This window comes from Geodermatophilus saharensis, assembly GCF_900188205.1.
Classification (GTDB): domain Bacteria; phylum Actinomycetota; class Actinomycetes; order Mycobacteriales; family Geodermatophilaceae; genus Geodermatophilus; species Geodermatophilus saharensis.
The window spans coordinates 67,254-91,636 of the sequence record NZ_FZOH01000004.1 but is presented as its reverse complement, the minus strand read 5'-3'; the positions used below and the strand labels follow the sequence as shown (position 1 = coordinate 91,636).

Below are 24,383 nucleotides of genomic sequence, written 5' to 3'. Positions count from 1 at the left end.
GGACTGGAACGTCGACCCGACCGGCCGGCCTCCTCCTCGGGGACGAGGCCGGCGGGGGATCCGGTCCGCACGGAGGAGGCGCCGGCCCGCGGGCGCCGCCTAGCGTGGCCGCGTGCAGCCTCCCGGTGTCCGCCCCGGCACCCCGCGCTGGCAGTGGGGCGCACGGGAGGACGTCGTCCTCGGAGCGCTGGTCGCCCTGTTCGCGACCCTGGCGCTGTGGTCGGCCCCGACCTTCGTCGACTACGACTTCCGGGAGCCCGACGCCCTCAGCGTCGGGCTGGCGGTGCTCTCCGGCGCGGCGGTGGCCGTCCGCACCCGCTGGCCGCTGGCGGCCCTGGCCGTGGCGTCGGTCGCCTCCCTGCTGCCCGTGCAGCAGGGCTACGCGCAGGGCGTGGCCACCCTCGCCCCGCTGCTGGTCACCTACACGGTCGCCGCCGGCCGCCCGCTGCGGCAGAGCGCCGTCGCCACGGCGGGCGCGGGCCTGCTGGCCGCCGTCGTCCTGGTCACCGGACCCTTCGAACCCTCCCTGGCGGACTGGTTCGGCAACGGGCTGCTGCTGGGGACCGGCTTCGGCGTGGGCCGCTCGGTGCGGCTGCGGCGGGAGCACACCGCCGGCCTGGAGGAGCGCAACCGCGCCCTGCTGGAGGCCCGGGAGGCCCGCAGCCGGGCCGTGGAGGTCGACGAGCGGGCCGCCGTCGCCCGCGAGATGCAGGACCTGGTCACCCACGGCCTGACGGCGCTGACCGTGCAGACCGCCGCCGCCCGGCGCCTGCTGCGCAGCGACCCGGACACCGCCGAGGACCTGCTGCGCACGGTGGAGCGCACCGGTCAGGACGCGATCGCCGACATGCGGCGCATCCTCGGCGTGCTGCGCCCCAGTGACGACGCCGCCGACCTGCGGCCGCAGCCGGGCCTGGCCGACATCGACGACCTGGTGGCCTCGGCCCGGGCCGCCGGCCTGCCGGTGGACCTGGTGTCGGTCGGCACCGCGGCCGAGGTCGAGCCCGGGGTCGCGCTGACCGCCTACCGCCTGGTGCAGGAGGCGCTGCGCAACTGCCAGCAGCACGCCGGCCGGGCCGCGGCGACGGTCGTGCTGCACTGGCGCCCCGGGAGCCTGTCGCTCGCCGTCGAGGACGACGGCCGCGGCGCGCGGGACGGAGAGTCCGAGGGCCGGGGGCTGCGCTCGCTGGCCGAGCGCGTCGCGGTCTACGGCGGGCGGCTGCGTGCCGGCCCGCGCGGCGGGGGCGGGTTCACCGTCACCGCCACCCTGCCGACGTCGAGGAGTGCCGCGTGACCATCCGGGTGCTGCTGGTCGACGACCAGCCGCTGCTGCGCACCGGCTTCCGGCTCATCCTGCAGTCCGAGCCGGACGTCGAGGTCGTCGGCGAGGCCGGCGACGGCGAGGTCGCGCTGTCCCAGGTGCGGGCGCTGCGCCCGGACGTCGTCCTCATGGACATCCGCATGCCGCGCATGGACGGCGTCGAGGCGACCCGGCGGCTGGCCGAGCTGCCCGACCCGCCCCGCGTGCTGGTGCTGACCACCTACGACCTCGACGAGTACGTCGTCGACTCGCTGCGGGCCGGCGCCTCGGGCTTCCTGCTCAAGGACGTGCCCGCGGAGGACCTCGTGGACGCCGTGCGCGTCGTCCACCGGGGCGAGGCCGTCGTCGCGCCGCGGGTCACCCGGCGCCTGCTGGACCGCTTCGCCCGGCTGCTCCCGGCCGCCGGGCAGGAGCCCCCGCCGCTGGACGGGCTCACCGAGCGCGAGCACCAGGTCCTGCTGCTGGTGGCCCGGGGCATGTCCAACGCCGAGATCGCCGCGGAGCTCGTGCTCAGCGAGACCACGGTCAAGACCCACGTCAGCAACGTCCTCATGAAGCTCGGCCTGCGCGACCGCGTGCAGGCCGTGGTGCTGGCCTACGAGCGGGGGATCGTCAGGCCCTCCGCCTCCTGAGCGGCCCGCGCGCAGGAGGACACCGCGCGACGTCCTCCGCGGGGAGGAGGGGAGGACGGCACGCGCGGAGGACGACCGGCGGGGCCGGCCGACGCACGCTGGGGGAGACCCGAACGGGCCCGCCGCACCCGCCCGGCGGAGGCCGGCCCGCGCACGCCCCACGTCCGGAGGACCACCGTGGACCCCCTCACCGAGCCCCAGATCCGGCGCTCGTTCGTCAACTGCTCCCGCAGCGAGGCCGCGGCCGCCACGCTGCCGGCCGGCCTGTCCGACCTGCCGTGGGACGACCTGGACTTCCTGGGCTGGCGGGACGCCCGGGCCCCGCTGCGCGGCTACGCCGTCCTGTGGCGGGAGGGCCGCCCGCTGGGCATCGCCCTGCGCGCCGCGGACACGGCGATGTCCGCCCGCACGTCGGCGATGTGCCTACTCTGCCAGACCACGCAGACCGGCGCGGACGTCTCGCTGTTCACCGCCCGCCGCGCCGGGGAGGCCGGCCGCAACGGCAACACGGTCGGCCAGTACGTCTGCGCCGACCTCGCCTGCTCCTCCCGCGTCCGGACCGAGATCCCGCCGTGGCTGCGGGAGCGCGACCCCGCGGAGGTCGTCCCCGAGCGGGTCGACGAGCTGCGCCGGCGGCTGGACACCTTCGTCGGCCACGTGCTGCGTCCCTGACCGGACGTCTCAGGCCGCGCCGAAGACCGCGCGGAAGCCCTCCCGCCAGCTCGGGTACCGCAGGTGCATGCCCAGCTCGCGGCGGGCCCGCGCGTTGGACGCGCCGCGCAGCCGGGTGCCGTAGTAGACCGCCTGCGGGCCGATCTCCCGCTCGGCGACGTCGGCGGGCACGACCGACGGCTCGGGGCCGCCGAGCAGGCGGGCGAGGAAGGGCACCCACTCGCGCATGGGCGCCGGGTCGTCGTCGACGACGTTGTAGACCCCCGGCGCCCCGCGCTCGACGGCGGCGACGGTGACGGCGGCGGCGTCGTCGACGTGGACGAACGGGTAGCGGCCCTCCCCGTCGCCCACGATCGGCTGCCGGCCGGTGCGCACCGCCTCGGCGAAGCCACCGCCGGGCGCGAAGCCGGTGCCGGGGCCGTAGAGGAACCCGTAGCGCAGCACCACGCCGTCGACGCCGTCCGTGCCGAGCACCGCCCGCTCCAGCGCGAGGTTCGCCTGCACGTGCCCGCGCAGCGCGCCCGGGGCGTCGGTGTCCAGCGGCGCGTCCTCGTCGAGCAGCCAGGGGCCGCGCGGCGCGGTGGTGAAGCTGGCGCTCTGGGCGACGACGCGGCGTGCCCCGGCGTCGCGGGCGGCGTCGACGAGGACGGGGGTGACCTCGGCGCGCAGCCGGTTGGTGTCGGCCAGCCAGGAGCCGTAGTCCTGCGCCGGGGTGGCCAGCGCGGTGAGCTGGTGGACGACGACGTCCGGGCGGGCGGCGGTCACGGCGGCACGCAGCGTGGCGGAGTCGAAGGCGTCGACGACGACCGGCTCGGCGCCGGCGGCGCGCAGCTGCTCGACCCGCGCGGGCGAGCGGGTGGTGGCGGTGACCTGGTGGCCGGCGGCGATCAGCAGCGGGAGCACCGGGCGGCCGACGGCGCCGGTGCCACCGGCGAGGAGGACCCGTGCCATGCCGGCTCCTTCCGGGCGTCCCCGGGCGTCCCCGGGCGTCCCCGGGCGCCCGGGTGGGAGCTGGACTCGTCGACCCGAGGCAGGTTAGGCTTGCCTATCCCGACTCGTGGAGGCTCGATGGGACTGCGGCTGCCGCTCGGTCAGATGACCGTGCTCATGGGCTCCGAGAACGCCCGGCGACAGGTCATGACCGCTCTCGACGAGAGCACCGGCCGCTGCGCCGGTGGGCACGGCTCCGTCCCGGTCCAGCGGCTGTCGCCGACGTCGGGCGAGGGCGTCGGCCCGCGGCTGGCCGCGGTGGAGGAGGCCCGTCGCGGCGACGCCTCGATCGTGCTGGTCGACCGGCTCACCGACGGGCTGTCGTCGACCGACCGGCGCGCGGTGCTCAGCGCCGTCCGCTCGGTCGCCGCCCCCGGGCGCGCCGTCCTCGTGGACGACGCCGACCCGGTGGCCGCGCTGTCGTTCGCCGACGGCGCGCTGCGCTCCGCCGGGGGAGCGCTGTCCCTCGAGCCGGTGGGCGGCTTCGACTACCTGGCCTCGTAGGTCAGGCAGTCCGCGGCGTCGGCCCCGGGGCCGACGCGGACGCCCGGCGCGGTGCACTCGAGCTGCTCGTTGTGCCGGCAGTCGGAGCGGTGACAGGCGCCCACCATGCCGGTGCGGTCGAGGCCGCCCCGGAAGGAGATCTCGACGAAGGTGCCGCAGTGGGCGTGGTCGCCGCTGACGGTGATGGCCCCGGCGTGACAGCTGGATCCCGCGTTGTAGGAACAGCTGGTCACGGAGCAGTCCTGGACCTGGGGGAGTTCCTGCATCGTCGTCATGGACCTCAGGGTGACAGCCCCCGGCGCACCCCGCCAGCAAACTGAGGCTGTCCTGACCTGGGGGTTCAGGAACTCCTCCGGTGTGACTCGGCGTGCGTCCCGGGCCGGTCAGCGGCCCGGGTACCGGGCGACCTCGACCTCCTCGAGCTCGTTCCGGTGGAGGGAGGAGGCGGGCTCCCCGTCCACGGACCGCACGTCGATGCTGCGCAGCTCGTCGACGAGGAAGCGGGTGGGCACCCCGCCCAGCTCGATCCCGGGCCGGAGGACGGCCGGCCGTGCCTGCGTCGACGTCGGGACGATCGTGGCGACGCTGCAGGCCAGGTCGGTCGGGCTCAGGACCGGACCGTGGCGTCGGCCGCGTCGCCCGTGCCCACGACGCTCGTTCCCCCGCACCGCCTCACGGCTGATCCGCGCGTCGTCCTCGGTGGGGCGGAGTCCGATGGTCCTGCTCACGGGGCGAGGTCAGACAGCTGCTCGACAGCTGTACGGCGCCCGCCGGTGACGGGGGACCCGATCCCCCGGACGTGCGGCACACTCGCGGCGTGCCGACCCTCCACATCGCGCAGGACGCCGCCGCCGACGACCTGCTCGGCCGCGATCCGCTCGCGCTGCTCCTCGGCATGCTGTTCGACCAGCAGTTCCCGATGGAGCGCGCCTTCGCCGGGCCGCGGCTGCTCGCCGACCGGATGGGCGTGGACGTCCTCTCCGCGGCCGCGATCGCCGACGCCGACCCCGAGCACCTGGCCCGGCTCTTCCAGGGGCCGCCCGCGGTGCACCGCTACCCCGGCTCGATGGCCGCGCGCACCCAGGCGGTCTGCCGGCTGCTCGTCGAGCGCCACGACGGACGGGCCGACGCGCTGTGGTCCGACGCCCCCGACGGCGCGACCCTGCTGCGCCGCATCGGCGAGCTGCCCGGCTTCGGCGCGCAGAAGGCGAGGATCCTCGTCGCGCTGCTCGGCAAGCAGTACGGCGTCACCCCGCCCGGGTGGCGCGAGGCGGCCGGCGGCTACGGCGAGGAGGGATCGCGGCGCTCGGTCGCCGACGTCACCGGGCCCGAGTCGCTGGCCGAGGTCCGGGCCGCCAAGCAGGAGGCGAAGAAGGCCGCCAGGGCCGCTGCGGCGAGCGGCTGAGCAGCGCGGCAACCGGCACCCGATCGTCCGCCCACGCGCCTGCGCGGCTCCCGCTGCGGTGGCACGATGGAGGGCAGACCGGGGGAAGTCGGGAGTCCACCACCGGATGACGGGCAACCGGCCTGCACAGGCGACACCGTGCCGTCTCTGCCTCGATCCGTGAAAGGGATGGGTGCACGTGGCCTCGAGCCAGCAGTCCGCGCGACCCCGCAAGGCCGAGCCGGTGCTGATCACCCAGGCCGAGCCGAGCCTGGTCGAGCAGCACGCCGCCCGGAAGAAGCGTTACGTCATCACCATGGCCGTCCGCGCCGTCAGCCTGGTGCTGGCCGCGGCGACCTACCAGATCCTCTGGCTGGCGATCGTCTTCGCGGTGCTGGGCACGGTGCTGCCCTGGATCGCCGTGGTCATGGCCAACGACCGGCCGCCGAAGAAGAAGCTCGACGCCCACCGCTACGTGCCGCCGCGGCCCGACCGCATCCTGGAGGCCCCCGCGCGCGAGCGCCGCGTCATCGAGGGGGGCCGAGTCATCGACGGCTGAGCCCGCCTCAGCGCGCCCCGGGCCGCCCCACCACGGCGGCGGCCCGCGCCAGGCCGGCGTCGAGCGCCGTGGCCGGGTCCCCGTCGGCCTCGGCCAGCCACACCGACAGCAGGCCCGCGGTGAACGCGTCCCCCGCGCCGGTGGTGTCGACGACGTCCGCCGGGTGCGCGGGTCGGTGCACCAGCGCGCCGGCGGAGGCCCACAGCGCGCCGTCGGCCCCGAGGGTCACCGCGACGGCGGGGTGACGGCGGGCCAGCGCGCGGGCGGCGTCGGCGACGTCGGTGCAGCCGGTGAGCAGCCGCGCCTCGTCGGCGTTGGGCAGCAGCAGGTCCGCGCCGGCGGTGTCGGCGAGCCACCGGTCCACGCCGTAGGAGCTCAGCGGTCCGGTCGAGGCGGGGTCGAGCGAGACGGTGCACCCCGCCACCCGGGCCGCGGCCAGCGCCGCCAGCCCGGCCGCCCGGGGCCGCTCGTCGAGCAGCGTGTAGCCCGACAGGTGCAGGTGGCCGCCGGGCGCGGGTACCGGGACGTCGTCGGCGCGCAGTTCCAGGTTGGCGCCGCGGTCGGCCAGCATGCTGCGCTGCCCGCCGGGCTCGACCAGGCTGACGACGGTGCCGCTGGCCGCGCCGGGCACCGTGCGCACCGCGAGCCCGACCCCGGCGGTGGCCAGGTCGGCCACCAGCGCGGCGCCGGCGGGGTCGTCGCCCACGCAGCCGGCCAGCACCACGGGCACCCCCAGCGCGGCCAGGTGCACGGCCACGTTGCCGCCGGCCCCGCCGCCGCGGCTGCGGATGACCGCCGGCCGGTCCGAGCCGGGCGCCGGTGGCCCGGAGAGCACCGCGACGACGTCGGTGGCGAGGTCCCCGACGACGACGGCCGGGCGCCCGGTGCTCAGCGCGGCGTCCCGGCCAGTGCGGCGGCGATCCGCCCGGCCAGCTCGGCGTTGCGCAGCACCAGCCGCACGTTGACCGCCAGGGTCGCGCCCCCGCTGGCACGGTGCAGGTGGTCCAGGACGAACGGGGTCACCGCCTTGCCGCGTACCCCGGCCGACTCCGCCGCGGCCAGGGCGTCGGCGATGACGCGGTCGTGCAGCTGCGGGTCGAGCTGCTCGTCGTCCGGCAGGGGGTTGGCGACGACGACCGCGCCCGGTGTCAGGTCGCGCCGCGCGGCGAGCACCGCGGCGGCCTGCTCGGCGCTGTCCACCGACCAGTCGAGGGCCGAACCGGAGTCGGCCACGTAGAAGCCCGGGAAGCGGGTCGTGCGGTAGCCGACGACGGTGATGGACAGGCTCTCCATGCGCTCGAGGGTCGCCGGGACGTCGAGGATCGACTTGACGCCGGCGCAGACCACCGCCAGAGACGTCCGCGACAGCGCGGTGAGGTCGGCGGACTCGTCGAAGGTCTCCGCCGACTGGCGGTGCACGCCGCCGAGCCCGCCGGTGGCGAACACGCCGATCCCGGCGGCGGCGGCCAGCAGCGCGGTGCTCGACACGGTGGTGGCGCCCGAGAGCCCCAGCGCCGCGGCCACCGGCAGGTCGCGGACCCCGAGCTTGGCCAGGTCCGGGTCGGCGCACACCCGGTCGACCTGCGCCGCCGTGAGCCCGACGTGCGGGACGCCGTCGAGGACGGCGATCGTCGCGGGCACCGCACCGCCGGCGCGGACGGCGGCCTCCACCTCGTCGGCGGCGGCCCGGTTGTCCGGCCGGGGGAGACCGTGGGCGAGCAGCGTGCTCTCCAGGGCCACGACGGGGGCGCCGGCGTCGAGCGCCTCGGCGACCTCGGGGGAGAGGACCAGCTCGGCGGGGGCGGCGGCATGACGGGCTTCGGCGCTCACCCTGCCATCATGGAGGGCAGGTGGCCGGCGGCCGGCCGCACCCTCGTGGCCGGCCGCCCGGCCGGAACCCGTCGCCCAGCCTGGGAGCAGCCGTGAGCAGCACCGACATCCTCGAGAAGCCCGACGTCCGCGAGGGCGACACCGGCAACGCCAACGAGGTCTTCCACTACGTGCGGAAGAACAAGATCGCCGAGAGCGCGGTCATGGGGACGCTGGTCGAGGCGCTGTGCGGGGAGGTCTTCCCGGTGACGAAGTCCCCGAAGCCGGGCAGCCCCGTGTGCCCCGCCTGCAAGGAGATCTACGAGCAGCTCCGCAAGTAGTCGAAGGACCCCCTCGCCCCCGACCCTCGCTCCGCTCGGGTCGGGCCCCTGCGAGGGGGCGCTCCAGTGCCTCACCTGAGGCCCAGGCGCTTGGCCTCGGCCTCCAGCTCGGCCGCCCGCCGGCGCTGCGCCCGGCGGGTGTGCCGGCGCAGCGGCGCCGGCCAGCGCTCCTGGACGGCGGCGTTGAGCTCGGCGCCGAGCAGCACCGACATGCCGAAGAAGAACAGGAAGAGCAGCGCCGCGATCGGGGTGGCCAGCGCGCCGTAGGGCAGCGCGGCCACCAGGATGTCGGAGACGTAGAGCCGCAGCACCGTCGAGGCGACCATGAAGAACCCGACGGCCAGCAGGGTGCCCGGCAGGTGCCGCCGCCAGGGCAGCCGGCGGGGCAGGACCACGTGGTAGAAGCTCGTCAGCGCCAGCACCAGGCCCACGACCACCAGCGGCCAGTAGACGGCGTTGACCAGCGTGCTCCCGGTCTGCTGCCACTCCTGCGGGAGCAGCCCCACCAGCACGCCGCGGCCGAGCACCAGCAGCGGCAGCATGAGCACCGCCAGCACCAGGCCGACGACGAACAGCCACAGCGCCATGAGCCGGGTGGCGATCGGCCCGCGGACGTCGCGCTGGTCGTAGGCGATGACGATCGTGTTCATGAACGTCGCCGTCGCCGAGGACCCGGCCCACAGGGTGAGCAGGAAGCCGAGGCTGGCGACGTCGAGCCGGCCGGAGGTCAGGATGTCGCTGAGCGTGGGCCGCACCAGCGTGTCGACGACGTCGGCGGTCAGCGCCTGGCTGGAGGCCTCGACCAGCGTGTCCTCGATGGTCTGCACCGACGCGGCGCCGATCCAGTCGCCGAGGTAGCCCAGCGACCCGAGCAGCGCGATCAGCAGCGGCGGCACCGAGAGGATCTGCCAGAACGCCGCCTCACCGGACAGGCCCAGGATCCGGTCCTGCCACGCCTTGGCCACGGTCCGGCCGAGCACCTGCAGCGGCACCCGGACCACCGCCGGCCAGTGGTCGAGCCGGCCCGGCTGCGGGGCCTCGGCGCGCGTGGCTCCCGGGGTCGCGCCGCCGTCGGGACCGGCCGGGGGCGGGTCCGGGACGGCGACGGGGCGGCCGTCACCGGCCGTCCCGCCGGTGCGGGACGGCCCGCCGGCCCGCACGCTGCTCACCGGGCCAGTGTGCACGCCCGGACGCGCCGCCCGCTCCCGTCCGGGAGCAGGCGGCGCGGCGGTCCCCCGGTCGGACGAGCGACCGCGACGCGGGCTCCGGGTCCGGGACGTGGGCTCAGGCCGTCGGTTGCGCCGGCGGCGTGCCGCCGTCCGGGGCCGGCGCCGGGTCGGCCGGCGGCGGCGCGACGCAGCGGATGACCGCCTCGGCCGCGTACGTCGTGTCGAACCTCTCCCGGCGGATCTCGGCGCCGGACTGCAGGTCGCGGAACACCCGGGTGACCGTGACGTCGAAGCCCTGGACGCCGGACTGCGGGATGCAGTCGCCGTCGTCCACCTTCTCCTGCACCGCGGGCTGGCGGAAGTTCGTCCGCGGGCCCTCGATCGCCTCGACCTCGTAGCGCTTGGTCCCGTAGAAGGTGACCGTGATCGACCCGCCGGAGGCCGCGGGCGCCCACTGGGTGTCCACGTAGATCCCGGTGTCGGTGTCGTTGCGCCACTGCAGGTCGATCTGGCCCTCGTACACCGTGGCCTCGCGGCCGGCGGGGTAGCGGCTGATGTAGAAGCTGTGCGGCTTGTGGTAGACGTCCTCGAGGCCGGCGAAGAACACCGCGTTGAACATGGTGGTGGCGAACTGGCTGATGCCGCCGCCGACGGCGGTCGACAGCTCACCGCCGCTGATGACGTTGGCCGGCACGTAGCCCTGCGCGGTGCCGCGCGGGCCGGTGTAGCCGTTGAGGCTGAACGTCTCGCCCGGCAGCACCAGGGCGCCGTCGACCTCCTCGGCCACCACGCGGATGTTGGTGCCGCTGGCGTCGTTCGTCGTCGTGGTGGTGAAGGAGCTGACCTCCTCGCGGATGCCGAGCGCCTCGGCCTCCTGGGTGGTCAGGTCGGCCGGGACGGCGCCGAGCTCGGCGGTGACCGTCCGCGGCGCGGGGTCGGGGAGCACCTCGAGCAGCTGGCCGGCCAGCGCGTCGGGGTCCACGCCGGTGCCGTCGACGGAGGGGACGACGCGCACCGCGCCGTCGCCGACCTCGAAGCGGGCGTCCTGCGGCGGGGTGCCGAAGGCCGCGAAGTCCTCGCCCATCGCCGTCTGCAGCGCGGCGGGGTCGACGGCGACGGCGAGCTCGCCGCTGTCCTGCGGGGTGAAGGTGAGCGAGGCCGCGATGGCCTCGACCGGGATCTCCACCGACGTCGCGCCGTCCTGGCTGGTCACGGTGACAGGGGCTGCCAGCGCGGGGGTGACCGTCTCGTCGAGGACCCGCTGCGCCTCCTCGGTGCCGACGCGGACCGGGATGACGTCGACCGGCAGCTCGATCGGGGTCTGCGGGTCGCCGCCGGAGGCCAGGGCGGTGGTGATGGCCTCGGCGGCGCCCTCGCGGTCCAGCGTGCGCCCGTCGGCCGGCTCGACCACCGACGGCGTGGTGCCCTCGAGGGTGACGGTGGCGTCGACCGGCGCGCGGTCGACCTGCGTGGCGATGGTGTCGACCTGCGCGGCCAGCGCGGTCTCCTCGCCGGTGATGACCGGGGTGACCTCGCGGTCGTCGAAGAAGGAGACCAGGCGCGTCCACGGGTTCAGCGGCTGGTCGTCGGCGGCGTCGACGGTCGCGTCGACGTCGAGGGTGATCCCGGCCGTCGCGGGGGAGAGGGTCGTCTCGACGTCGTCGGCGACGACGACGTGGTCGGCCGACACCCGTGGCGCGAGGCGCTCCTCGAGCTCGGTGGCCGCGGCCGCGTGCGACAGCCCGCCGACGTCCACACCGGCGACGACGGTGTTGCGGGGCAGGTCGTCCCCGGCCACCAGCAGGTCGACGCCGTAGGCGACGCCGAGGACGGCGAGCAGGCCGACGGGGACGAGCGCCGCCGGCCGGCGCCGCCACGGGCGGCGCGGCGAGGCCGCACCGGCCGGCGGCGGGGGCGGCCCGCCGGCCCCCGGGGCCCCGGCGCCGGTCGCCGGGCCGCTCGTGGGGCCGGTCGCGGTGGCGGGAGGCGCGGTGGCGGGAGGCGCGGTGGCGGGAGGCGCCTCGGCCGGCACCGCGGCGCCGGTCAGCGCGACGGTGTCGGAGAGGTCGGCGGGAGCCCGGCCCACGGCGGCGGGCGGGCCGACGTCGACCGGCTCGGTGGCGTGCGCCGTGTCGGCGGAGGCGGGCGGACCGCCGGTGAGCGTCACCGTGTCGTGGACGGGGTCGGGCGCGGTGTCCTCGGCCGGGGAGTCCGTCCCGACGGACTGCTCGGCGTCGCGACGCGCGGCGTCGGCGTCCTCGGCCGGGGCCTCCTGCGGGCCGTCCTGGGAGCCCCGGGGCGCGGGGGCGGCCGGCGGGGCCGGGGCGTCGGGGCCGACCGGCCCGCGGTCGCGCGGGACCGGCCGGGTGTCGTCGGAGAACCCGCCGGGCCCGGACGTCGCCGGCGCCGCACGCTCCGCGGTGGGGCTCTCCGGCGCGGTGCCGTCCGGCGCGGTGTCGTCCGGCGCGGTGTCGTCCGGCGAGGTGTCGTCCGGCGAGGTGTCGTCCGGCGCGGTGTCGTCCGGCGAGGTCGTCTCCCGGGCCGTGGGCGCGGGGGAGGGGGCAGGGTGCTGCGGCATCGGGGTTTCCTCGGGTCGCCGTCGACCGGGGGACCCCGGGAACGACGGAGCCGCCGGGTCCCCGTCCGCACGAGGCGGTCCGGGGACGCCGGCGGCGGCGTCGGGTGAGGGCATCATCGCGGTGAGCGACGATAGCGCCTCCGTCAGTGAGTGAGGCGCTGCTCGCCGTCGGTCTCGATGATGTCGACGGCGATGTCGCGGAGCTTGGACTCGTACTCGCGAGCGTGGTGCCCGCAGAAGACGAGGTCGCTACCGCTGGCGAGCACGACACGCACCTTCGCCAGTGCGCCGCACCGGTCGCAGTGGAAGGGCACGACCAGGTCGTCGGCGGCGGGGGTCGTCGTCAGCGTCTGGGTCATCTGGGTCATCACTCGCTCTCTACCGCACGGACCCGCGGCTGCGGATCGGCCTCCTGCACAGCGCCAGGATGGAGCCTCCTGTTCCCGTGCCTCCCGTCACTGCGGCCGACGCGCCGGTGCTGGTGCGCCGGTGGCCACTGGGACTGGTGGAAGGGGTTCAGCAGGGACGTCACTGGGTGGTGCCGGTCTGTCTGTCTGTGGTGCTGGTGGTGCCGCTGCGCCGGATGGCTTCCGGCTGCCGTGGGTCCGCTGCTGTCTCGACGTCCTCCACGCTACGCCGTCTACCCGGCCGGTGCCGCGGTACACCGCGTGGTCCGCTCAGGCGGGTGAGATCGTGACCATCCCGCAACGCGCAGGACACACGGCCCGACGACGCGCCGTCGGACGCACCGTCGCGGCGGCCCGCGTGCGCTGCCTCCTCGTGGGCCGGGTCCGGCGGGACGAGGCTCCACCGTCGCCGGCCCCGACCGGGGGCCGACGAGGAGCGGGGAACGGCTGGAGGAGACATGAGGCCTGCACGAGCGATCGCGGCGACGGGGAGCCTGGCCGTGCTGCTGACGGCGACGGTGGCGGGGACCGCGGCGGCACAGCCCCCGGAGAAGGGCACGATCGACGACTCGTTCACGAGGGTCGAGGAGGACTTCTGCGGGTCCGGGCAGGACGTGGAGATCGCCACCACCGTCCAGGGCCGGTACCAGGTCACCCTCCACGGACCCGACGGCGTGCCGTACTACCTGGAGTCACTGCGCGTCGAGGAGACCCTCACGCTGCTGGGAGACGAACCGAGGGTGATCGCGAGCTCGGTCGACCGGGTCCTCAACAAGGACCTCCACGTGGTCCAGGAGGGCGACGGGACCCTGACGATCGCCTTCCTGGCCACCGGGGCGTCGACGCTGTACGACGCCGAGGGCACACCGATCGCCCGCAACCCGGGCCAGATCCGCCAGACGATCAACATCGACCTCAACGGGACGCCGGACGACCCCACGGACGACGACGTGACACTCGTCAGTGTGGACAAGGAGTCCACCGGCCGGTCCGACGACTACTGCGAGGCGCTGCTTCCGCTGCTGGGCAGCTGACGTCCGGCGACCGGACACGGAGCAGCCGGGTGTCCGGCGCGGACACCCGGCTGCTCCGGGACGCTCAGTCGAGGTAGTCGCGCAGCACCTGGGAGCGGCTCGGGTGGCGCAGCTTCGACATCGTCTTCGACTCGATCTGCCGGATCCGCTCGCGGGTGACCCCGTAGACCTGGCCGATCTCGTCGAGCGTGCGCGGCTGGCCGTCGGTGAGGCCGAACCGCAGCCGGACGACGCCGGCCTCCCGCTCGGAGAGGGTCTGCAGCACGCTGGTCAGCTGGTCCTGCATGAGGGTGAAGCTCACCGCGTCGACGGCGACGACGGCCTCGGAGTCCTCGATGAAGTCACCGAGCTGGCTGTCGCCCTCGTCGCCGATGGTCTGGTCGAGGCTGATCGGCTCCCGGGCGTACTGCTGGATCTCCAGCACCTTGTCCGGGGTGATGTCCATCTCCTTGGCCAGCTCCTCCGGGGTGGGCTCGCGCCCGAGGTCCTGGAGCAGCTCGCGCTGGATGCGGCCGAGCTTGTTGATGACCTCGACCATGTGCACCGGGATGCGGATGGTGCGGGCCTGGTCGGCCATCGCGCGGGTGATGGCCTGCCGGATCCACCAGGTGGCGTAGGTGGAGAACTTGTAGCCCTTGGTGTAGTCGAACTTCTCCACCGCGCGGATCAGGCCGAGGTTGCCCTCCTGGATGAGGTCCAGGAACGCCATGCCGCGGCCGGTGTAGCGCTTGGCGAGGGAGACCACCAGGCGGAGGTTGGCCTCCAGCAGGTGGTTCTTGGCGCGCTCGCCGTCGCGGATGATCCAGTTGAGGTCGCGACGCATCTGCGGGGAGAGCTTCTGGCCCTCCTCCTCGACCTGGCGCATCCGCTCGGCGGCGTAGAGCCCGGCCTCGATGCGCTTGGCGAGGTCGACCTCCTCCTCGGCGTTGAGGAGGGCGACCTTGCCGATCTGCTTGAGGTAGGCGCGGACGGAGTCGGCCGAGGCGGTGAGCTCGGCGTCCTTGCGGGCCTGCCGCAGCGCCTCGGACTCCTCCTCGTCGTCCCACTCGAAGTCCCCGCCCTCGGCGGTGGCCTCCTCGGCGGCCGGGACCTCGGCGGGCTCGGCGCCGTCGGGACCGGCGACGACCGTCTCGTCGAGGGTGAGGCCCTCGGCGCCGGCGTCGATGACCGCGACGGCGGAGTCGTCGGTGGCGACGGCGGTCAGCACGGTGCCCTCACCGGTGCCCGGCGAGGGGACGGCGCTCGGCTTGCCCGTGGCGGCGGTCGTCGCAGCCGTCTTGGCCGGGGCCCTCTTGCGGGCCACGGGCTTGGCGGCCGCGCCCTCGGCGACGCCCACGGGGGCGCTGGTCCGGGAGGGCCGGGTGCTCGCGGCCACCGTCCGGGAGCGGGTGCTGCTCGCGGCGTCGGTGTCCGGTGCAGGCTTGTCGGCGGGCACTCAGGTTCCTTCCCGTGCTCGGTGCGTTCCCCGGGAGCGGTCTGGCTCCCGGGTAGCGGCCCCTGCCGTCAGCCGCGGGACAGGGAGCCCCGGGGACCGGCGCGGTGTTTGGCCGCGGGGCGGAGGGGGGATGATTCCCGGCTGGGTGGTGACGGGCGGGGGCTTCTCCATTGTAGCGACGTGACGCCGTGTGACCAGCGCCTCGAGCCGCATCCGGTCGCCCGGAAGGGGCGGCCCGGTCCCCGCCACCGGCAGCTCAGGGCTCCCGGTGCTCCGCGGCGGCCAGCGCCGCCCCGACGATGCCCGCGTCGTTCTGCAGCTCCGCGGGGACCACCGGGGTGCGCGTGCTCAGCAGCGGCACCCACTTGTGCGCCTTCTTGCTCACCCCGCCGCCGACGATGATCAGGTCCGGCCAGACGCTGGCCTCCAGGACGTCGAGGTAGCGGTCCACCCGCTTGGCCCAGTGCGGGTAGCTGAGCTCCTCGCGGTCCTTGGCGGCGGCCGAGGCCCGCTTCTCGCCGTCGTGGCCGTCGACCTGGATGTGGCCGAACTCGGTGTTGGGCACCAGGTGGCCGTCGACGAACAGCGCGCTGCCGATGCCGGTGCCGAAGGTGAGCAGCAGGACGACGCCGTCCTTGCCGCGGCCGGCGCCGTAGCGCATCTCGGCCAGCCCGGCGGCGTCGGCGTCGTTGAGCGTCTCGACGGTGCCGGGGACCAGGGCGCTGAGCCCGGCGTCGACGTCGGTGCCGATCCAGCCCTTGTCCATGTTGGCCGCGGTGTGCGCCACCCCCCGCTTCATGACGCCCGGGTAGGTGACGCCGATCCGCCCGGTCCACCCGAAGGAGCCGACGATGCCCACGACGACGTCGTAGACGGCCGCCGGCACCGAGGGCTGCGGTGTCTCCACACGGATCCGCTCCCCGATGAGGGCGCCCTCCTCCAGGTCGACCAGGCACCCCTTGATGCCGCTGCCGCCGATGTCCACGCCGAACCCCTGCACGGCGGCCACAGTAGTGACCGGCGCCGCGACCCGGCGGGGTGCTCGGGCAGGATCGCCCGGGTGAGTGCTCCCGCGTCGCCCGCCGACCTGCTCGACCTGGCCGTCGCCACGGCGCGGGAGGCCGCCGCGCTGATCACCCGCGAGCGCGGGTCGGCCGCGGCCGCCGTCGACGTCAAGTCCAGCCCCACCGACGTCGTCACCGCCGTCGACACCGCCGCGGAGCGGCTGATCACCGGCCGGCTGCTCGCCGCGCGCCCCGACGACGGCCTGCTCGGCGAGGAGGGCGCCTCCCGTCCGGGCAGCAGCGGCGTGCGCTGGGTGGTCGACCCCATCGACGGGACGGTGAACTTCCTCTACGGCCTGCGCGGGTACGCCGTCTCCGTCGCCGCGCAGGTCGACGGCGTCTCCGTGGCCGGGGTGGTGCTCGACGTGCCCACCGGGGACCTGTTCACCGCCACTCCCGGCGGCGGGGCCTGGCTGTCCACCCGCGAGGCGCCGGAGCCGGTGCGGCTGTCCGGCAACCGGCCGGTCTCGCTCGGGCAGACGCTGGTCGCCACCGGCTTCGGCTACCGGGTCGAGCAGCGCCGGGCGCAGGGGGCGGTCGTCGCGCAGCTGCTGCCCGAGGTGCGCGACATCCGCCGGCACGGCTGCGCGTCCCTGGACCTGTGCGCCGCGGCGGCCGGGCGGGTCGACGCCTACTACGAGCTCGGCCTCAAGCCCTGGGACCACGCCGCCGGCGCGCTGGTCGCCGCCGAGGCCGGCCTGGTGGTCACCGGGCTGCCCGGGCGGCCGTTCGCCGAGCCGATGGCGGTCGCCGTCCCGGAGACCGTCGCCGAGCCGTTCCTGGCGCTGCTGGACCGGCTGCACTGAACCGGCTGCACTCAACCGGCTACCGGCTGCACCGGGGACGGCCGGTTCACTCGGAGCAGGCGGCCTCGGCGCTGGCGATCGGACTGAGGGTCGCCGCGACCTGCTCGGGCGAGGCCAGCTCGGTGAAGTCCGGGCCGATCACCAGGTCGACCTGGGCGGTGGCCCGGGTGTCGAGGAAGGTGCCGGCGCCGGGCAGGAACAGCGCCAGGTAGCGGGCCGCGTCCTCGCCGCGGGGACCGTGCCGCACCTCGCCGGTGCCGGTCACCTCGCGCTCGGAGGGGTCGTTGGCGATCTCCTCGACGACGAACCCGCGCGACTGCAGCTGCGCGGCGACCTCCTGGGCCAGCCCGGCGCGGTCGGTGGCGTTGAAGACGCGGACCGACAGCGTGGTCGGGTCCAGCGACGGCGGCGCCGCCTCGGCGGTGGCGCAGGCGGCCTCGTCGGCCTCCGCGCGGTTGCTCTCGTCGGTGAGGACCTTCCACCACACCCCGAGCGCGGCGAGGGCCAGGACCAGCAGGAAGACCAGCGGGGGCACCGGACGGCGGTCCTTCCGGCGCCGCACCGGAGGGCTGTCGGTGGTGGTGCTCACGCTCGTCCTCCTCGGCGCCCGCCCGGACCGGACCGGCGGGTCGCGCGGAGTCTAGGGGCGGCCGCCGGCCTCAGAGGACACCGTCCTCCAGCGCGGCGCGTCCCAGCTCGACGCACGGGTCGATGCGGTCGGCGTACCCGGAGGTGTCCTTGCCCGCCATGGCGCCGGCCGCCGAGCGGGCGACGATGCCGGCCACGATGGCGGCGAACTTGAAGTAGGCGAACCCGACGTACCAGGTCAGGTCGCCGAGGTCGAGGCCGCTGCGCGCGGCGTAGCGGTCGGCGATCTCCCGTCGGGTGGGGAAGCCCGGCAGCGTCGTCACCGGACTCAGCACCGGGCGGGTCTCCCCGGCCTCGGGCCAGTAGACGAACAGCATGCCGATGTCGGTGAGCGGGTCGCCCAGCGTCGACATCTCCCAGTCGAGCACCGCACGGATCCCGCCGGGCCGCTCGGGGTCGAGCAGGCAGTTGTCCAGCCGGTAGTCGCCGTGCACGATCCCGGCCCGCTGCGTGGCGGGGACGGTCTCGGCCAGCCGGGCGGCGAGGGCGTCCATGGCCGGGCGGTCGCGGTCGCGCGTGGCGTCCCACTGCCCGCTCCAGCGGCGCACCTGCCGGGCGAGGAACCCCTCGGGCCGTCCGAAGTCGCCCAGGCCCACCGCCTGCGGGTCGACCGAGTGCAGGTCGGCGAGCACGTCGATGAGCCCGTCGCCGATCGCCCGGCGCTGCTCCGGGCGGTCGGCGTAGCCGGCCGGCAGGTCGGTGACCACGTGCAGGCCGACGACGCGCTCCATGACGTAGAAGGGCGCGCCGAGCACCTCCGGGTCGGTGCACAGGTGCAGCGTCCGCGGCACCGGGACGGCGGTCGGCCCCAGCGCGCTGATCACCCGGTGCTCGCGGGCCATGTCGTGCGCCGTGGCCAGCACCGCGCCGGTGGGCGGGCGGCGCAGGATCACCGCGTCGTCGACCGTGCCGCCGGCCGGGGTGACGACGTAGGTGAGGTTGGACATGCCGGCGGCGATCAGCTCGACGGTGACCTCGCGCCAGCGTGGGTCGCCGAGCACGGAGGCGAGGTACGGACCGACGACGGCGGGGTCAGCTCCCACGGCACTCGACACGGGGCGCAGGGTAGCCTCCGGCACTCCGCCTCCCGACCGCCCGCCGGACCCCCGGTCCCGGCCCGTCGTCGGCCGACGTGCCCAGTGCCTGACGGCGGGCACAAACCGGGCCCGCACGGCGTTCGGGGGGTGCCGGTCCCGCACCGGGTCGACCACCGCGTCGCTCCGGGGCAGGTCCGGCGACCGGAACCAGCGGCCGCCCCCGTCGGCCGCACAGGACGGCGGCGCCCGCCGCCGCCGTCGGACGAGGCGGGCGCGTTCCGCCCGCGACAACCCCGGAGGAGGGGCACACCCCATGGCCACCGACTACGACGCCCCGCGCCGCAACGAGGCCGACGAGCTCGGCGAGGACTCGCTCGAGGAGCTCAAGGCGCGGCGGGCCGAGGCGCAGTCCAGCTCGGTCGACGTCGACGAGACGGACTTCAACGAGAGCCTCGAGCTGCCCGGCGCGGACCTGTCCAACGAGGAGCTGACCGTCCGCGTCCTGCCCAAGCAGGAGGACGAGTTCACCTGCTCGCGGTGCTTCCTCGTGCAGCACCGCAGCCGCCTGGCCGCCAGCCGCGGCAACGAGAACTACTGCCGCGACTGCGCGGCCTGACGAAGGACCCCTCTGCCCCACCGCTCGCAGGCTCGCGGCGGGGCCCTGCAGAGGGGCCGTTGCAGTACGTCACCTGGCTCGGGGTGGGACCCGGGACGGGGCCGGTCCAGCACGTCGCCAGGTGAGTGGCGGGACGCACGGGGAGGGAGCAGCCGATGACCGGGTACGGCGCGCCCAGGGACGTCCCGCCGCCACGGCCCGTGCCGCGGCCGGCCGATCCCGGCCCGCCGGGCGACGTCCCGGAGGCCGAGACCGGGCTGGGCCGCGCCGCCCGGGCCGTCGCCGACGCCGTCTCCGGGCTGCTCGGCGGCACCGCCGACGACGCTGAGGGCCCCGACGGCCCGCGCCGCCCGACGGCCGGCCTGCTGCGCGACGTCGTCGGTGCCGTCGCCTCCGCGGCCGCCGCCGCGACGGCCCGCGGCGGGGACGTCCCCGGCGCCGCCCCTCCTCCCGGCGACGGCGGCGGCCGCGGCCTCGGCCCGGTCCTCGGGGAGCTGCTGGCCACGGCCGCGCCCCGCCTGCCGGTCCGCGACGCCGCCCGGCTGCGCGCCGCCCACCCGGGGCGCTCGGACGAGGAGATCGCCGACGCGCTCACCGCCCGGGCGTCCCGGCTGACCGCCGCGGTCGGGGCGGCCACCGGCGGGCTGTCGGCGGCGCACTGGCTGGTCCCGCCGTCGCTGCTGGCCCTGCCGCTGGAGCTGGGCGCCGAGACGCTGCTGACCGCCGCCGTCGAGGTGGTGCTGCTCGGCGAGCTGCACGAGCTGCATGGCCGGCCCGCGGTGGGCGACGACCGGGAGCGGGCCGCCGCCTACCTGTCGAGCTGGGCCGCCCAGCGCGCCCTCGACGGCGGCGAGCGGCAGGGGCTCGGCGTGGTGCTGGGCACCGCCGGGCTGCGGTCGCTCAGCCGCCGGCTCACCACCCGGATGGCCCGCGGCGTCGGGGCGGCCGCGCCGCTGCTCGTCGGCGCCGCGATCGGTGGCCGCCTCAACCTCAAGGCCACCGAGGCCCTGGCCCGGCGCGTCCGGGCCGACCTGCGCCGTCCCCGGTCGTGAGGAGGGCGTCCTCCTAGGATCGCCGTCGTGGCCCAGCCCCCCGCTCCACCCCCTGCCGTACCCCCTGCCGTCGACGTCCCGGTACGGCTGACCGCACCCGGGGCGCGGCCCCCGCACTACGCGCTCCCCGGCGACGCCGGGGCCGACCTCACGCTCACCGAGGACGTGGAGCTGGCCCCGCTGCAGCGGGCGCTGGTGGGCACCGGCGTGGCCGTGGCCATCCCCGAGGGCTACGCCGGTTTCGTGCACCCGCGCTCGGGGCTGGCCGCGCGGCACGGGCTGAGCATCGTCAACGCGCCGGGCACGGTCGACGCCGGCTACCGCGGGGAGATCAAGGTGAACCTGGTCAACCTCGACCCGGTGGCGCCGGTGACCCTGCGCCGCGGTGAGCGGGTGGCCCAGCTGGTGGTCCAGCCGGTGGTGCGGGCGCGGTTCGTGCCGGTCGAGGAGCTGCCGGCCAGCGTCCGCGGCGAGGGCGGGCACGGCTCGACCGGCACGGCCGGGCCCGGGGGAGAGGAGGCCTGAGATGCCGTTCGGACGACGGCGCAACCGGATCGACCGCAGCCTGCGCGAGCGCGGCGTTCCGCCGGAGCCGCAGCACCGCGAGCGGGAGGTCGACGAGACCACCGGCCCCTTCGACGTCGCCGACGCACCCGAGGACGGCCGGCCCCGCGTCGACCTCGGCGCGCTGCGGCTGCCCGCCGTCCCGGGCACCGAGCTGCGCGTCGACCTCAACCCGCAGCAGAAGGTGATCGGCGCGACGCTGCGCTACGGCGACTCGCTGCTGCAGGTCTCCGCCTTCGCCGCGCCGCGCGCCGCCGGGATCTGGGACGACGTCCGCGCCGACCTGGCCCGCAGCGCGTCCGGCCAGGGCGGGCGGCTCACCGAGGTGGAGGGCCCCTTCGGCCCCGAGCTGGCCGGCACCGTCGTCGTCACCCCGCCCCCGCAGCCGGGCGGGCCGCCGCCGAAGCCGCAGCGGCGGGCCGCCCGCTTCCTCGGCGTCGACGGCCCCCGCTGGTTCCTGCGCGGCATGATCAGCGGCCCCGCCGCGGAGAGCCCCGAGGCGGCCGCGGTCCTCGAGGACGTCTTCCGCCAGATCGTCGTGGTGCGCGGCACCGACCCGATGCCGGTGCGCGAGCAGCTGCCGCTGGCCCTGCCTCCCCAGGCCGCCGCTCAGCTCGCCCGCCAGCAGCAGGCCGCCCAGCAGCAGGCCGCCCAGCAGCAGGCCAGGCAGCGGCCGGCGGCGCCCGGTCCGGGCGCGTGAGCCCGCGGACGGTCGCCTACGGGCCGCACCCCGACCAGTTCCTCGAGTTGTCCCTGCCCGGCGGGGAGGGCGCCGCGCCGGTGGTGGTCGTCGTGCACGGCGGCTTCTGGCGCGCCGCCTACGGCGTCGAGCTGGCCCGCCCGCTGGCCGCCGACCTCGCCGCGGCCGGCTGGGCGGCGGTCGCCGTCGAGTACCGGCGGGTGGGCACGGGAGGCGGCTGGCCGGCCACGCTGGAGGACGTCGCCGCCGCCGTCGACGCGCTCGCCGGCCTGCCCGGGCGCGACCGGCTCGACCTCACCGACGTGACCGTCGTCGGCCACTCGGCCGGTGGTCACCTCGCCGCCTGGGCCGCCGGGCGCGGACGGCTGCCCGCCGGCGCACCCGGCGCGGGGCCGCGGGTGCGGGTCACGGCGGCCGTGCTGCAGGCCGGCGTGCTCGACCTCGACCGCGCGGCGGAGCGGGCACTGGGCCGCCGGGCGACCCAGGAGTTCCTCGGTGGCGAGCCCGCCGAGGTGCCCGACCGCTACGCCGCCGCCGACCCGGTGCGGCTGCTGCCCACGGGCGCCGACGTCCTGTGCGTGCACGGCACCGGCGACGACGTCGTGCCGCCCGAGCAGAGCGAGCGCTACGCGGCCGCCGCGACGGCGGCCGGTGACCGGGTGCGGGTGCACACCGTCCCGGGCGGGCACCTCGAGCCCATCGACCCGGCCGGCGAGGGCTGGGCGGTGGTGCGCGACTGGCTCCGGCGACGGCGGGACGGACGCCACGACGACCGGCGGGACGACCGGCGGGACGACCGGCGGGACGACCGGCGGGACGACCGGCGGGACGGCGAGCGTCCCGGCCCCGGGAGCCGGATTACGCTGGACCCGTGACACAGACGCGTCCCGGCGGCTGGCTCGCGCGCAGGCTCCAGCGACTGACCGCCGACGACTCCACGATCGACGCGCAGGAGCTGCGCGCCGAGACCGACCGCGCCGGCTGCGAGCTGGTGAGCGCCTGCCGCAAGGGCGCGGTGGTCACCGTGACCGGCCGGCTGAAGTCGGTCGTCTACACCCCGCGCGAGACGGTCCCGACCCTCGAGGCCGAGCTGTTCGACGGTTCCGGCTCGGTGACCCTCGTCTGGCTGGGCCGCCGGCGCATCCCGGGCATCGAGCCCGGGCGCACGCTGACCGCGCGCGGGCGGTTCGCCTCCTTCGACGGACGCAAGGTGATCTACAACCCCTGGTACGAGCTGAGCGCGGGGTGACGGCGGCGGCCGACGACGACGGCCGGCGCGAGCCCGGGGGACCAGCGCAGCAGGAGGAGACCGGGGACGCCGGTCCAGGCGTGACCTTCGACCGGCACCTGGTGCTCGAGCAGCTCGGTGGCTGGCGCGGGATGGTCGACGCCTCGCTGCCCACCGTGGCGTTCATCGTCGCCAACGCCGTCGGCGACCTGCGCACCGGCATCTGGTGCGCGATCGGTGCCGCGCTGCTCGTCCTCGCCTTCCGACTGGTCCGCCGGGAGAGCGTGCAGCAGGCCTTCAGCGGCCTGTTCGGCGTCGCCGTCGCCGTCGCGATCGCCGCAGCCTCCGGGCAGGCCCGCAACTACTTCGTGCCCGGGATCATCCGCAACGCCGTCATCGGCGTCGTCCTGCTGGGGTCGGTGCCGCTGCGCTGGCCGCTGGTCGGCGTCCTCGCCGAGTTCCTCGCACCCAGCCACCTCGGCTCCATGGCCGCGCACTCCCTGCCGGGACTGCGGCGGCGGGTCGACACCGCCCGCGCCCGGCTGCACCACCGGCCGGCGCCGGAGGCGGTGCCCGACGGGGTGCCCGGGGAGGCGCCGGGGTCCGGGCAGCGGCCGGTCGACCCCGAACCCGAGCAGCACTGGCGCGACGACCCGCGGGTGGTCCGCGCCTACGGCTGGCTGACGGTGCTGTGGGCGCTGACGTTCCTGCTGCGGGTCGCCGTGCAGACGCCGCTGTACCTCGCCAACGAGGAGGACCTGCTGGGGGTCGCCTCGCTGGTGCTGGGCCTGCCGGTCACCGCGGCGGCGCTGGCGGTGACGCTGTGGGTGGTCGCCCGCCTGCACCGGCACCGCGTGGCCACCGACGGCGGCGCGCCGGGACCGGGCTGAGCGCCCGCTACGCCCAGCGGCGGACGAACTCCACGGTGGCGGCGTCGACGGCCGCGGGGTCGGAGGCGCTGAGGAAGTGCCGGCCGCCCTCGACCACGCGCAGCTCGGCGTGCGGGCTGTTCGGAAACAGCCGGATCTCCTCCTCGGCGTTGGCGACGGAGTAGACGGTGTCCTCGGTGCCGTGCATCCACAGCAGCGGGCAGCGCACGCCGTCGAGGCGGCCGTGCAGCCCGTCCCGGTCGCGCAGGTTGACCGAGGCGAGCCGGAGGCGTTCACGGCCGTCGTCGCCGGCGTAGTTCTCCTGGTGCCGCGCGTGCCAGAAGGCGCGCTCGGCGGGCGGCACGTCCGGGCCGAACCCCTCGGCGAGGACGGCGTCGACCATCTCCGCCGGGACCACCCAGTCGTCCCCGACCGGCGCGGCGAGGGCGTCGATGGCCGGTGTGCAGAAGGCGACGCCGTCCCAGCAGCCCAGGTCGCGGCTGCGCGGGCTCTCGGTGTCCATCGAGGTGCCCAGCGCGACGATGCCCCGGATCCGGTCCGGCGCGAGCACCGCCATCCGGGCGGCCACCCACCCGCCCTGCGAGGTGCCCAGGACGAACGCGTCGGGGATGCCGAGGGCGTCGAGGACCTGCAGGTCGGCGACGGCCGAGTCCCAGTAGGTGAACTGGGCGTAGGAGGCGCGGGTGCGGCCGTGGCCGTACGGCTCCAGGGCGAGCAGGTTCGCGGTGGCGGCGAGCTCGTCGTCGGCGAACTGCGGCCGGTAGAGGTCGGCGGAGGTGCTGAACGAGTTGACCAGGACCAGCGTCGGCAGGGAGGGGTCGTACGGCCGGGCCGACCGGTGGCCGATGACCGAGGTGCCCAGGTGCGGCACCGTGATGGTCTCGGTGGTGGTACCGGTCTCGCTCATGACGCCCCCCACGGCCCGCCCGGACCCGGCCATCGT

29 protein-coding genes are annotated in these 24,383 nt (G+C 76.3%); 16 read left to right on the top strand and 13 right to left on the bottom strand.

The window, feature by feature from the left end; translation table 11 throughout:
- Positions 1-112 precede the first annotated feature (112 nt).
- The 3 genes from CHC04_RS11770 (at position 113) to CHC04_RS11760 (ending at position 2,625) form a co-directional block, all read left to right on the top strand.
- Positions 113-1,294 (top strand): sensor histidine kinase, encoded by a 1,182-nt coding sequence (locus CHC04_RS11770; RefSeq protein WP_141233778.1) that lies wholly within the window; start codon positions 113-115, stop codon positions 1,292-1,294.
- Positions 1,291-1,953: a response regulator gene (locus CHC04_RS11765; protein WP_089404139.1), complete on the top strand. Its 663-nt coding sequence runs from the start codon at positions 1,291-1,293 to the stop codon at positions 1,951-1,953. Before CHC04_RS11770 ends, CHC04_RS11765 begins: the two co-directional genes overlap by 4 nt.
- Positions 1,954-2,130: 177 nt before the next feature.
- Positions 2,131-2,625, top strand: a complete 495-nt coding sequence (locus CHC04_RS11760; protein ID WP_089404138.1) for an FBP domain-containing protein — start codon at positions 2,131-2,133, stop codon at positions 2,623-2,625.
- Positions 2,626-2,634: 9 nt separating this feature from the next.
- On the opposite strand, the gene CHC04_RS11755 is transcribed toward CHC04_RS11760, so the two are convergent.
- Positions 2,635-3,576 carry an NAD-dependent epimerase/dehydratase family protein gene (locus tag CHC04_RS11755; protein ID WP_089404137.1) on the bottom strand — a complete coding sequence of 314 codons (942 nt, stop codon included), beginning with the start codon at positions 3,574-3,576 and terminating at the stop codon, positions 2,635-2,637.
- Between the two features lie 117 nt (positions 3,577-3,693).
- Between CHC04_RS11755 and CHC04_RS11750 the strand changes: the two genes are divergently transcribed.
- Positions 3,694-4,119, top strand: coding sequence for a hypothetical protein (locus tag CHC04_RS11750; protein WP_089404136.1), 426 nt, complete (start codon positions 3,694-3,696; stop codon positions 4,117-4,119).
- Here CHC04_RS11750 and CHC04_RS11745 read toward each other — a convergent pair.
- Positions 4,104-4,394: a DUF1540 domain-containing protein gene (locus CHC04_RS11745; RefSeq protein WP_089404135.1), complete on the bottom strand. Its 291-nt coding sequence runs from the start codon at positions 4,392-4,394 to the stop codon at positions 4,104-4,106. The genes CHC04_RS11750 and CHC04_RS11745 overlap by 16 nt on opposite strands.
- Before the next feature lie 108 nt (positions 4,395-4,502).
- Positions 4,503-4,847: a type II toxin-antitoxin system PemK/MazF family toxin gene (locus CHC04_RS11740; RefSeq protein ID WP_245817136.1), complete on the bottom strand. Its 345-nt coding sequence runs from the start codon at positions 4,845-4,847 to the stop codon at positions 4,503-4,505.
- An 89-nt stretch (positions 4,848-4,936) separates the two neighbouring features.
- Between CHC04_RS11740 and CHC04_RS11735 the strand changes: the two genes are divergently transcribed.
- Entirely contained in the window at positions 4,937-5,524 is a 588-nt protein-coding gene (locus tag CHC04_RS11735) for an HhH-GPD-type base excision DNA repair protein (protein ID WP_089404134.1), read from the top strand.
- 178 nt (positions 5,525-5,702) lie between these two features.
- The gene (locus CHC04_RS11730) at positions 5,703-6,062 is read left to right on the top strand and encodes a DUF3099 domain-containing protein (protein WP_089404390.1); all 360 of its coding nucleotides are present in this window, start codon (positions 5,703-5,705) and stop codon (positions 6,060-6,062) included.
- Positions 6,063-6,069: 7 nt separating this feature from the next.
- Here CHC04_RS11730 and CHC04_RS11725 read toward each other — a convergent pair whose 3' ends face one another.
- Positions 6,070-6,954: a carbohydrate kinase family protein gene (locus tag CHC04_RS11725; RefSeq protein ID WP_089404389.1), complete on the bottom strand. Its 885-nt coding sequence runs from the start codon at positions 6,952-6,954 to the stop codon at positions 6,070-6,072.
- Entirely contained in the window at positions 6,951-7,892 is a 942-nt protein-coding gene (locus CHC04_RS11720; RefSeq protein WP_176449964.1) for a pseudouridine-5'-phosphate glycosidase, read from the bottom strand. The genes CHC04_RS11725 and CHC04_RS11720 overlap by 4 nt, the downstream gene beginning before the upstream one ends.
- Positions 7,893-7,984: 92 nt before the next feature.
- On the opposite strand from CHC04_RS11720, the gene CHC04_RS11715 reads away from it, so the two are divergent.
- A complete protein-coding gene (locus tag CHC04_RS11715; RefSeq protein ID WP_089404133.1) occupies positions 7,985-8,212 on the top strand; it encodes a DUF3039 domain-containing protein in 228 nt (75 codons plus the stop codon).
- Between the two features lie 71 nt (positions 8,213-8,283).
- On the opposite strand, the gene CHC04_RS11710 is transcribed toward CHC04_RS11715, so the two are convergent.
- The 3 genes from CHC04_RS11710 to CHC04_RS11700 all read right to left on the bottom strand — a co-directional run bounded on the left by CHC04_RS11710 (position 8,284) and on the right by CHC04_RS11700 (position 12,327).
- The gene (locus CHC04_RS11710; RefSeq protein WP_245817134.1) at positions 8,284-9,381 is read right to left on the bottom strand and encodes a YihY/virulence factor BrkB family protein; all 1,098 of its coding nucleotides are present in this window, start codon (positions 9,379-9,381) and stop codon (positions 8,284-8,286) included.
- A 115-nt stretch (positions 9,382-9,496) separates the two neighbouring features.
- Positions 9,497-11,959, bottom strand: a complete 2,463-nt coding sequence (locus CHC04_RS11705; protein ID WP_089404132.1) for a VanW family protein — start codon at positions 11,957-11,959, stop codon at positions 9,497-9,499.
- A gap of 143 nt (positions 11,960-12,102) precedes the next feature.
- Positions 12,103-12,327, bottom strand: coding sequence for a DUF7455 domain-containing protein (locus CHC04_RS11700; protein ID WP_089404386.1), 225 nt, complete (start codon positions 12,325-12,327; stop codon positions 12,103-12,105).
- Between the two features lie 497 nt (positions 12,328-12,824).
- Between CHC04_RS11700 and CHC04_RS11695 the strand changes: the two genes are divergently transcribed.
- Positions 12,825-13,400, top strand: coding sequence for a hypothetical protein (locus CHC04_RS11695; protein ID WP_141233777.1), 576 nt, complete (start codon positions 12,825-12,827; stop codon positions 13,398-13,400).
- Positions 13,401-13,464: 64 nt separating this feature from the next.
- Here CHC04_RS11695 and CHC04_RS11690 read toward each other — a convergent pair whose 3' ends face one another.
- Both CHC04_RS11690 and ppgK read right to left on the bottom strand, forming a co-directional pair.
- Positions 13,465-14,835, bottom strand: a complete 1,371-nt coding sequence (locus CHC04_RS11690; RefSeq protein ID WP_089404130.1) for an RNA polymerase sigma factor — start codon at positions 14,833-14,835, stop codon at positions 13,465-13,467.
- A gap of 256 nt (positions 14,836-15,091) precedes the next feature.
- A complete protein-coding gene (gene ppgK / locus CHC04_RS11685; protein ID WP_089404385.1) occupies positions 15,092-15,835 on the bottom strand; it encodes a polyphosphate--glucose phosphotransferase in 744 nt (247 codons plus the stop codon).
- A gap of 60 nt (positions 15,836-15,895) precedes the next feature.
- On the opposite strand from ppgK, the gene CHC04_RS11680 reads away from it, so the two are divergent.
- Positions 15,896-16,705, top strand: a complete 810-nt coding sequence (locus tag CHC04_RS11680; protein WP_245817133.1) for an inositol monophosphatase family protein — start codon at positions 15,896-15,898, stop codon at positions 16,703-16,705.
- 46 nt (positions 16,706-16,751) lie between these two features.
- On the opposite strand, the gene CHC04_RS11675 is transcribed toward CHC04_RS11680, so the two are convergent.
- Both CHC04_RS11675 and CHC04_RS11670 read right to left on the bottom strand, forming a co-directional pair.
- Positions 16,752-17,294, bottom strand: a complete 543-nt coding sequence (locus CHC04_RS11675; protein WP_089404129.1) for a LytR C-terminal domain-containing protein — start codon at positions 17,292-17,294, stop codon at positions 16,752-16,754.
- 70 nt (positions 17,295-17,364) lie between these two features.
- Positions 17,365-18,408: a phosphotransferase family protein gene (locus CHC04_RS11670; protein WP_089404128.1), complete on the bottom strand. Its 1,044-nt coding sequence runs from the start codon at positions 18,406-18,408 to the stop codon at positions 17,365-17,367.
- A 295-nt stretch (positions 18,409-18,703) separates the two neighbouring features.
- Here CHC04_RS11670 and CHC04_RS11665 point away from each other — a divergent pair, with 295 nt between their 5' ends.
- From CHC04_RS11665 to CHC04_RS11635, 7 genes are all read left to right on the top strand, one after another.
- Positions 18,704-19,006, top strand: coding sequence for a DUF4193 domain-containing protein (locus CHC04_RS11665; protein WP_089404127.1), 303 nt, complete (start codon positions 18,704-18,706; stop codon positions 19,004-19,006).
- A 155-nt stretch (positions 19,007-19,161) separates the two neighbouring features.
- Positions 19,162-20,058, top strand: coding sequence for a hypothetical protein (locus CHC04_RS11660; RefSeq protein ID WP_089404126.1), 897 nt, complete (start codon positions 19,162-19,164; stop codon positions 20,056-20,058).
- Between the two features lie 27 nt (positions 20,059-20,085).
- Positions 20,086-20,583, top strand: coding sequence for a dUTP diphosphatase (dut, locus tag CHC04_RS11655; RefSeq protein WP_089404125.1), 498 nt, complete (start codon positions 20,086-20,088; stop codon positions 20,581-20,583).
- A gap of 1 nt (position 20,584) precedes the next feature.
- Positions 20,585-21,322 carry a DUF3710 domain-containing protein gene (locus CHC04_RS11650; RefSeq protein ID WP_089404124.1) on the top strand — a complete coding sequence of 246 codons (738 nt, stop codon included), beginning with the start codon at positions 20,585-20,587 and terminating at the stop codon, positions 21,320-21,322.
- A complete protein-coding gene (locus CHC04_RS11645) occupies positions 21,319-22,197 on the top strand; it encodes an alpha/beta hydrolase family protein (RefSeq protein WP_089404123.1) in 879 nt (292 codons plus the stop codon). Before CHC04_RS11650 ends, CHC04_RS11645 begins: the two co-directional genes overlap by 4 nt.
- Entirely contained in the window at positions 22,194-22,571 is a 378-nt protein-coding gene (locus CHC04_RS11640; RefSeq protein WP_089404122.1) for an OB-fold nucleic acid binding domain-containing protein, read from the top strand. Before CHC04_RS11645 ends, CHC04_RS11640 begins: the two co-directional genes overlap by 4 nt.
- Positions 22,568-23,440 carry a DUF3159 domain-containing protein gene (locus tag CHC04_RS11635; RefSeq protein ID WP_245817132.1) on the top strand — a complete coding sequence of 291 codons (873 nt, stop codon included), beginning with the start codon at positions 22,568-22,570 and terminating at the stop codon, positions 23,438-23,440. The genes CHC04_RS11640 and CHC04_RS11635 overlap by 4 nt, the downstream gene beginning before the upstream one ends.
- A 7-nt stretch (positions 23,441-23,447) precedes the next feature.
- Here CHC04_RS11635 and CHC04_RS11630 read toward each other — a convergent pair whose 3' ends face one another.
- Positions 23,448-24,347: an alpha/beta fold hydrolase gene (locus CHC04_RS11630; protein WP_089404382.1), complete on the bottom strand. Its 900-nt coding sequence runs from the start codon at positions 24,345-24,347 to the stop codon at positions 23,448-23,450.
- Positions 24,348-24,383: the final 36 nt, after the last annotated feature.